This is a genomic window from Paraburkholderia franconis (genome assembly GCF_009362735.1).
Classification (GTDB): Bacteria; Pseudomonadota; Gammaproteobacteria; order Burkholderiales; family Burkholderiaceae; genus Paraburkholderia; species Paraburkholderia franconis.
Window position 1 is genome coordinate 1 of record NZ_WHNP01000144.1, and the last position, 8,196, is coordinate 8,196.

At 59.0% G+C, this 8,196-nt stretch carries 8 protein-coding genes and 2 pseudogenes; 7 read left to right on the top strand and 3 right to left on the bottom strand.

All coding sequences use genetic code 11. From position 1 onward, the window contains the following. From GCT13_RS45930 to GCT13_RS45940, 3 genes are all read left to right on the top strand, one after another. The coding region (locus GCT13_RS45930) for a DDE-type integrase/transposase/recombinase (protein ID WP_152768243.1) at window positions 1-414 on the top strand (414 nt) is incomplete at its 5' end. A 363-nt stretch (window positions 415-777) separates the two neighbouring features. Beyond that, window positions 778-1,356, top strand: a complete 579-nt coding sequence (locus tag GCT13_RS45935) for an elongation factor P (protein ID WP_152768244.1) — start codon at window positions 778-780, stop codon at window positions 1,354-1,356. A gap of 160 nt (window positions 1,357-1,516) precedes the next feature. Then, window positions 1,517-2,536 (top strand): TGS domain-containing protein, encoded by a 1,020-nt coding sequence (locus tag GCT13_RS45940; RefSeq protein ID WP_152768245.1) that lies wholly within the window; start codon window positions 1,517-1,519, stop codon window positions 2,534-2,536. Between the two features lie 286 nt (window positions 2,537-2,822). On the opposite strand, the pseudogene GCT13_RS45945 reads toward GCT13_RS45940, so the two are convergent. After that, window positions 2,823-3,207: pseudogene (locus tag GCT13_RS45945) on the bottom strand (FIST C-terminal domain-containing protein); the annotation flags it as partial. Between the two features lie 214 nt (window positions 3,208-3,421). Here GCT13_RS45945 and GCT13_RS48985 point away from each other — a divergent pair. The 4 genes from GCT13_RS48985 to GCT13_RS45960 all read left to right on the top strand — a co-directional run bounded on the left by GCT13_RS48985 (window position 3,422) and on the right by GCT13_RS45960 (window position 5,030). Continuing rightward, complete coding sequence (locus GCT13_RS48985) at window positions 3,422-3,583, top strand: hypothetical protein (protein WP_193727968.1); 162 nt, start codon at window positions 3,422-3,424, stop codon at window positions 3,581-3,583. Window positions 3,584-3,609: 26 nt separating this feature from the next. Further along, window positions 3,610-4,077, top strand: coding sequence for a DUF29 domain-containing protein (locus GCT13_RS45950; RefSeq protein ID WP_152768246.1), 468 nt, complete (start codon window positions 3,610-3,612; stop codon window positions 4,075-4,077). Window positions 4,078-4,215: 138 nt separating this feature from the next. After that, a complete protein-coding gene (locus GCT13_RS45955; RefSeq protein WP_152768247.1) occupies window positions 4,216-4,458 on the top strand; it encodes a hypothetical protein in 243 nt (80 codons plus the stop codon). Between the two features lie 245 nt (window positions 4,459-4,703). Then, window positions 4,704-5,030, top strand: a complete 327-nt coding sequence (locus tag GCT13_RS45960; protein WP_152768249.1) for a hypothetical protein — start codon at window positions 4,704-4,706, stop codon at window positions 5,028-5,030. 1,536 nt (window positions 5,031-6,566) lie between these two features. Here GCT13_RS45960 and GCT13_RS45965 read toward each other — a convergent pair. Further along, window positions 6,567-6,974, bottom strand: a complete 408-nt coding sequence (locus tag GCT13_RS45965; RefSeq protein WP_152768248.1) for a hypothetical protein — start codon at window positions 6,972-6,974, stop codon at window positions 6,567-6,569. 940 nt (window positions 6,975-7,914) lie between these two features. Continuing rightward, a pseudogene (tnpA, locus tag GCT13_RS45970) lies at window positions 7,915-8,196 on the bottom strand (IS200/IS605 family transposase); the annotation flags it as partial.

Below are 8,196 nucleotides of genomic sequence, written 5' to 3' on the forward strand. Positions count from 1 at the left end.
CTGCAGAAACGTCGCGATAAGGCTGCAGCAAAGCGCTTCTTCAAACGCGTGCTGGCCGCCTGTCCCGAGGCGCCACGAAGGATTGTCACCGATCAGTTGCGCAGTTATCCGGCCGCGAAGGCCGGAATTCCAGAATTGGCAAACGTCAAACACGTCTTCGTCAAGGCCAGTGCACGGGTGAACAACCGTGCCGAAAATAGCCATCAACCTACGCGTGAACGCGAGCGCCGAATGCGTGGCTTCCGCGATTCTGATCGCACGCAAGCATTTCTGTCGCGCTTCGGACCGATTCGCCAGCACTTCGCGCTCAAGCGACAGTTACTGCGCGCATCACTCTATCGCAAACAGCTCGCCACACGCTTTGCCGCGTGGCATCGCCTCACTGGCCTCACCCAAAATCCGTCCGGTTTCTGAGCGAGCGGTGCCTTCTATCAGCTATTGCGTCATCAACACGACAACGTGACAGTGCCGGTGAAGGCTGTGGCAATGCCCGATGCCAGTTCGTCGAGTAGTCCGGTATCGGCGTGGGTTACGTCGTGGCCGCCGGTTTCGTGTGCGAGTGCGCCCCAGATGATCGGGTCATCGGGCCGCCTTGATCGGGCAGAAGTCGACTCAACCCGACGTACGCGAGGTCCGGCAAGGTGCGGCGCACCGTGCCACGATGGCCCGATGACGTCTCCCTCAATGAATCGCCGCTGTCGCGGCGGGCTGGTTGTTCGCGGTCCGCGGCAGTGCTAGGCTGAAGGCGTCACCTCGACGACCAGCGGAGACAAGCAAATGATCGAAGCTTCGGAACTGAAGCCTGGCATGGTCGTCCTGCTTGAAGGCGAATTTCATAGCGTCGTCAGCGCCGGGTACCACGCCGGCGGCGGCCAGCAGGGTAGCGCAGTCTTTACCAGGGTCAAGAACCTGAAGACCGGTCACGTCAAGGAATTGCGTTTGCACCCGGGCGACAAGCTCGAAGAGGTCACGCTCGATCACCTGGAGATGGAATACCTGTACACGGATGGTGTCGCTTTCCATTTTATGAATCCCGATACCTTCGAACAGATCAGTTTGCCCTCGGAAACCATTGGCGCATACGAAAAATTTCTTCAGCCCAATATGCGAATCCCGGTGCAACTTTATGAGGGTGAGCCCGTCACCATCGCATTTCCCCCTGCGGTCGAGTTAAACATCGTGTTTACGCCGCCGGGCCTGCACGAGCATGAAACCTCCACCTTCAAGACCGCCACGCTCACGAACGGCATGGAAGTACTCGTTCCTCAGTTCATCAAGGAAGGGGACACGGTGCGAATCGAGGTCGCTTCAGGAAAATACCTGGAGCGGGTAAGGCGAGGGGCGCGAAAGCCGTGAGAATGCAGCGTAGCCCTTGCGTGACCAGGGCATACGCCGCTCTTACAGCGCTGTTGCGGTGGCAGCCACAAGAGCGGCCAGAATAGTGAACCGCCGAACCGCCTGACGCCATGCTAGTGTTTCTCTGTCGGCGCGAATGATTCTCTGCACTGACGGACCCATGCCAGCAAACCTCTCTCCCGAGTACAAGCGGGCCGAACAAGCCTATCGGGCGGCGCGCGAGCCGCGCGAGCAGCTCGAATGCCTGAAGGAGATGCTCCGCACCATCCCAAAGCACAAGGGAACGGAGCGTCTGCAAGCCGATATAAAGTCGCGGATGAGAGAACTCACACAGGAATCGGTGGGCCACAGGAAAGCCGCCCACCGAGGGCCGTCACATGCGGTTCATCCCGACGGCGCGGCCCAACTCTGTTTGATCGGCCCGCCCGGCGCCGGAAAATCCAGCCTGTACGCGAGGTTGACAGGATGGAACAGCGAGTTCGGGCGCTACCACCGCCCGACCAGGCTGCCGATTCCCGGCATGTTGACGTTCGAGGACATTTCTCTTCAACTGGTTGATCTGCCACCCGTCTCGGCCGAATTCATGCAGCCTGAACTCATCAGCATACTGCGGTCGACTGACGGCGCACTGCTCGTGGCCGATCTGAGCGCGCCAGACTGTACAGAACAATCGGCGCTGATTCTAAGGCGGCTCGCCGCAGCAAAGATCATCCTGACGGAGCGCTGGCCGGGTCAGGGTAGCCACCCCGCGAGGAGCGCGGTATTATCGCCAGCTGATCCGTTCAGCGTTTACCTCCCTACGCTGCTGCTGGCTAACAAGACCGATCTCGCCAACCCAGAAGACGCGGCCGTGCTCGAAGACCTGCTCGGCGTACACTTTCCGCTGCTCGCAACCTCGGCCACCAGCGGACGTGGACTGGCTGAGATCGGACCATTTCTTTTCAGTGCTCTGGGCATCGTGCGTATCTACACCAAGGCCCCCGGGAAATCCGTCGACCGGAGTCGGCCCTTTACGATGCGTCGCGGCGACACCGTGCTGGATGTCGCGCTGCGGGTGCATCCTGATCTCGCACGCACGTTCAGGTTCGCCCGCATTTGGGGGAGCGGTCAGTTCAGCGGCCAACAGGTGGGCGCCGACCATCTGGTGGCCGATACGGACGTCGTGGAACTGCATTCGTAGTTCAAGCTGGGAAGATTGCAGCCAGTGACCTTGACACGTTACCTGGAGTTGCCGGCCGGCTGTTTGCCTGACTCAACTGTCACTGTAAGCAAACCAAGGTCCGTCACGGATCCTCGGCTGCTGAAGTTACGATTTTCTGGGAATCTAAACAAAGCGTCTTAAATAACGCAGCATAATCTGCGCAGAATCGCGTTTGGCCTGATCCGGTTTCGGAAAGAGGCCTCGACGGCTTCGCGCACTGATTTGCCGGGGGTGATTCTCCGATATGGGGCGGGTTACACACAGGTCAATCCTGACTCGTAAAGACTGTCAGTATTCCGGTGTAACCGTATGGACGATTCCTTGCGATCTCGCCGCCGGCGAAGAATCCCGCCAGCGGCACTTCACCCAGGACCTCCCGCACGGCCTGCAGCTCTGCATGTCGCGCTCCAAAATGCGGCCCACCGCGTCCCGAACAGCTGACACACAGCGCGCCTGACAGGTGGACTTTGGCGTTGCTTTCCAGTTCCGCGCGGATCTCCGTTGCAATGCGCACCAGATCGCGCCGGGCGCCCTCGGGATTGCTGGTGCAGAACGCGAGATGCATGCCTGGCTCGAGCTGGTCCGCAATCGCCAATACCCGGTGCTGGGGATCGACCGATTATGTGCCGCACGAACGTATCCGCGCCGAACGAGTCGCCCAGATAACACCAGCCGAGCGTGAACTGCGCGGATACATGTTGCTCCGCCGCACTCGCCATCATCTGGGTGTCAAGTTGACGCTGAAATTCGGCGAGCGCCACTAGTCAATCGGCGTCAGCAGCGTGAGCGTGGATAAACGAAGCGTGGTTCATGGCACAAACCCGTTGAGGCTCTGCGCCGCGTCCCTACTTTGGAAACCACCGGGTGCTACATTACCTGTTGAAGAGCAATGCGAAGCGACGGAATTACGAGCGCTTCCCGCTCGTGCGCAGTTGGCCGTTTCACCGGCTCCTGGTCGTCTGGAGCATCGTCGCGCGCGCCATCGGCGTGGCAGCGCTCGCGCCGTACATCTCAAGGATCCACTGACCTTCGGACTTCGGAGGATCACGATCATGACAAGCTACGATCAGGACGTTATTGCATGGGCCCGGGAGCAGGCAGCGCTGCTGCGCACCGGGCGGTTCGAGGAAATCGACGTCGGGCACATAGCCGACGAAATCGAGGACGTAGCCAGAGCAGAAGTGCGCGACATGACTCGCCGCATGGCGGGCATTACCGTGTGGCTTCTCAGGTGGCAGTATCAGCCGGAACTGCGCTCGCCGAGCTTGCGTTCGATGATCCGTGTGCAGCGCGAGCGGTTGAAGGCGCAGTTGAGGCGTACACCCAGTCTGCAGCCGATTCTCGCCGACGACGAGTGGATCAAGGACGTGTGGGCCGACGCCCGCCAGGAAGCGAGGAAGGAGACGAGTATCGGTTTTGCATTCTTTCCTGAGCACTGCCCGTGGCCGATGAAGCAGGTTCTCGATCCGATGTTCTGGCCGGACTTGGGCAGGGGCACAGGCACACCCTGCGAATCATGAATTCCCCGGCTGCGCCACCGAGCATTGCGGCGCGCCGGCAGGATGCAGGAATTGACCGACTGAATATCGACTGATGACCCGATTCGGTGCACGTGGCAAGAGGTGGGACTATCACCATTTCAATGACGAGGAGGTGGAATGAGCAAGAACCTGTGGACCTGTGAAGAAGTGACAGCTGCTGTCGAAGAAGAAATCAGGCTCCAACTCGGGAAAGCTGATTCAGCGTTGTCCGAGGTAACGCGCAACACGTGTCGCGACTACGCTTTCGGTGCATATCTTGCGTGGGAGGCGGTCACGCGCACCTGTCTGACAGAACAGCGTTTTTCCGACGCGAGGCGTCTTGGCAACCTGGTCGAGTTCCCGGATTCAGAAGGCGCATGATCCATCCGGAAAGTGACGCTATTGATCGTCGATCGTGAAACGCACGGGCATCAGGGACACATCGGAGCAGGCAAGCGATTATGGCCTACACTAGAGAGGCGTCTTTCGCGTGCTTGAGGCCCGCTTTGACGCAATGCAACGTCACTGGGAGCCGATTGAAGCGGGCGAATGACGATGGCGCAGGCAACACATTGTTATCTGCTGTCTGAAATTATCTGGAGCTGATGTTCAAGCAAGGGGGCATCATGTTGCAAGCCAGTGAAATCCAAAGGCGTTTTACTCATCTGCAGCAAACCGTCAGCGATGCATCACGGACCTGCCATGCCGACAAGACGATTCCAGCAGACTTGATAAACTGGATGGATGAGCTTGATAAGGAATGCAAATCGGCTAAAAATATCATGTCGACCAATGATGAAGATCGGATCCGGCAGTGTGTCGATGATCTCGAACGGATTGGTGATCGTGCGGAGCGGGCCTGCCAGAAAGCCGGAAGCCTCGACACCCGGGTCAAGGACGCGGTCAGTTCGATGCATTCGGAACTTTCCGACCTGAAGCGACAACTCCACTGACCTGACTGACTGCCCCGGTCCAACCGCTGGGGCAGGTTTCACTTCACCGCCACCATGGGTTAGCCCGCTCCGGCCGACTTATCAGCCTCTCCCTCAGCCAATGAACGATGTTACGCCGTTGACGCCCGGGGATCGGCGTGCAACCGAGCTCCCGGTAGGCGATTGTTTGGTGATCGAGAGTGTGTCGAGGCGGTCGTCGTAGATGGAGCGCAGAGGGCCGCGCTCAGGCGGGTCGAGGCAGAGCTGCTCACCCGGATGCCGCCAGGGCGCCACCGGAATCTGCTGTACGAATCCAGCATATGCGCTGGGGAGCGGCCGGAACGGACGGCTCGGTCAGGCTGGTCTGTTTATAAACATAGTTATACTTATCAAATAATTTGCTATTGAAACGAAATGAGGCAACGGCGTGGGTTGCGGACGCAATCGTGGACCTTCTCAGACTCGAACGCTAGGTGGGCGGAAATTCGCACTTACCGAAAGTTCACGTGCGCAAAGACATGAACGGTCGCCGGCGCGCACGACAGGGAAGCCCTTTTTCAGCCTGAGACCAGGTCGCGAGTGTTGCGGCCAGAAAGGTCCAGTATGTCCGACTCCACCAAGGGTAATCGCTTGCGGGGATCGGTGCTCCGATTCTGACAATTCGCCACCGCGACAGCCATCGGATCATCGCCGCCTTCTGCTGCTCTATGCGGCGGATGACCCCGTCGTCTGGAGCGAGTGACAGCGGATTGCGGATGGCACACCGCAACGCAGATCGCCTATATAGGGGTGAAGTAGTTGTGTGCTGAAAATCAATCAATCTCGTGAGGATAGTAAATGTCGGCCGCCCGTTCTGATCAGCATGGTCCCGATGTGGGGAATCTTGCCTATCGCAACCTGCTCAGCCACGTACCTGGTCTTTTGGCGTAAGGTAATCAAATAAGTGCCCGCGGATTTCGGTTCACGACCTCCGCGGGTACCTGCCGCACGTCGACCCGGAATCCCCCCAACCCGCCTGCTCGGTCGCACCAAAAAGGTCATTCAGGCCTTTCGTGACTGCCGCGTACGTTCCTGGCAGATCCTGCGACTTTGCGACCAGAGGCAGCAGCTCGTCGATCGTCGTCTCACCATCTTCACGATCTTCTCGTTGACCTCGTGCAGGCGCGCATAGTCGAGGCCGCGTCAAAGCCGGGGCTCTATGCCGCGATATGCTGAGTGCGATCGTTGCCTACGAGCGAGTGGGCAGGTACCAGCGCCACGAACGAAAGCATTGAATCGTGGTGGCGCATCCGGCACTCGCCTGGAACGACCTCAGCATGATCGGTCGCTGCCACTTCAACACGTGCCACCAACCGGAAACCCTCACCTCCGAATTTTTCCATTTCTTACGATTTTCTTGTTCACAGGCGCGCGGATCCAGCGGATGGAATGTGGCGCTCAAGCTCAGGGCATTGAAAAGCTGGAGCAACCTTCGTCGACCGAGCGCGGAGAGGCGTCGACGCGGAAACCACCGGCTCATAGCCCTGAGCCGCCTGAAATTAGTCTAGCAGATCGGTACTATTGCGAGTCCCCGCCGACGGTATTTCCGGTGCCGTTCTTCGACACGTTGACGCCGCTGTGGAGTAGGCGTTCGACTGCACGTTGACGGCCCGTCGACGCCGCGCCGAGGTACGCCGCAACGCGGGACATCTTGTAAAAGCTGTCGCCGCATACGGCTCCGACCGACGTGCTGCTCAAGATGTCGACGCCCGTCACCGACACCGGGAAATGGGTTCTCAGGGAAAAGTTGTTCCCAACGATCGAATACAGCCCCGTGTCCACCATGTTCACGCCGAACCCGTTGTTGTTGACGATGAACACGTTCGACAAGATCAAGGTCGGCGGTGCGCTTTTCAGCTCGTCGATCGCGATCGCGGTAACGTTGAACTGGCGTGGCGCACGCTGGCTATCGCGTGGAGCCGCCAAGGACGCGCGGCCAGTTGTGCGGCGCGCAAAAGCCGGGTCGCTTCGGCGCCTTCGCCGCGGCGACGGGCCGTCGGCAGCATCCTAGGCCGGACGCTCCGCAAGCGACCCACGGCCCACTAAAGGAGATCGACCTCGACCATGTAGACTGGAAGCCGCTAGTCGGGCGCGTTGAAACTGGCCGCCGCGCAGTTGTTGCTAACAAGCGTTTTCGATTGCACATAAAGGCGCACTCCAGTGTGCGAACAAGACCTCGTTCTCGCGCCCGAGATTCGACCCGTTGCGGCGGTACACGAATGCTTTGACTGAAGGGGCTGCCACTCGCAAAGCCAACAAGTGGATCTCGCCGAGCTCATAGGCCTTGCCTCGATACCCCGCATCCGTCAGCGCGATGTTATGCACGCGCGATGATTTTATATAAATCAAACTGTCATCCACGTAATTGGTAATGCATATCAAAGTATCTGTCGCCACCGCGATCCGTCGCGTTTGCGTTCGAACTGGCGCGAGCGCCCGGTGCCAATTGAGGGCTGCGAGCACAGAGCTGGGCATCCGCCAAAAATACGGTGTGGCCGCGTTGGTGGCCGGCTGTTCGCATTTAGCTTCAACGTTCCGGTTTCACCGGGATCGCATACCGCGAGGGAGATTCGTCAAAGGGACGTTTCTCGCAACCATGCGATGCCGTGAGGCAATAAGGAGAAGTACTAGCGCCGCCACAACTGCGGAGCTTCAGGACCGCGACCGTGCTAGAGTGCCCCCGGCATCACAGAAAGAGGAATATTCATGTACGTGAATCGGAATCATCTTTCCGCACCGTCGTTGCTACCGATCCTTTTCACTGAACTCGACACCAAAATCAGTCACATACCACCGGCAAAGCCGGTGGCTTGAAATTGTGAGCGCCTCAAAGGCGCCCATGAAACCGTGAGCCGCCGGTGGCGGCTTACTCCATGACCAGCTTCATCTGGTCGTACCGCTCATCTTCTTCCTCCTGGTTGCGGATGTACGCTCGTACCATGTGCTCGTCCAACCCCACCGTGGAAACGAAGTAGCCTCGGGCCCAAAAGTGCTCGCCGGTAAAATTGCGTTGCCGACCGCCGTACTTCCGGGCTATCTGAATTGCGCTCTTGCCCTTGATGTACCCCACCACGTTCGATACCGCTTATTTCGGCGGAATGCTCAGGCACATGTGAACGTGATCCCCCATCAGGTGTCCCTCGACGAT

What these genes read in the sequence shown, in the direction of transcription:
- GCT13_RS45955 (WP_152768247.1), top strand. Translation starts at nt 4,216, where the DNA reads ATGAGCAAGAACCTGTGGACCTGTGAAGAAGTGACAGCTGCTGTCGAA.
- GCT13_RS45940 (WP_152768245.1), top strand. Translation starts at nt 1,517, where the DNA reads ATGCCAGCAAACCTCTCTCCCGAGTACAAGCGGGCCGAACAAGCCTAT.
- GCT13_RS45960 (WP_152768249.1), top strand. Translation starts at nt 4,704, where the DNA reads ATGTTGCAAGCCAGTGAAATCCAAAGGCGTTTTACTCATCTGCAGCAA.
- GCT13_RS45935 (WP_152768244.1), top strand. Translation starts at nt 778, where the DNA reads ATGATCGAAGCTTCGGAACTGAAGCCTGGCATGGTCGTCCTGCTTGAA.
- GCT13_RS45950 (WP_152768246.1), top strand. Translation starts at nt 3,610, where the DNA reads ATGACAAGCTACGATCAGGACGTTATTGCATGGGCCCGGGAGCAGGCA.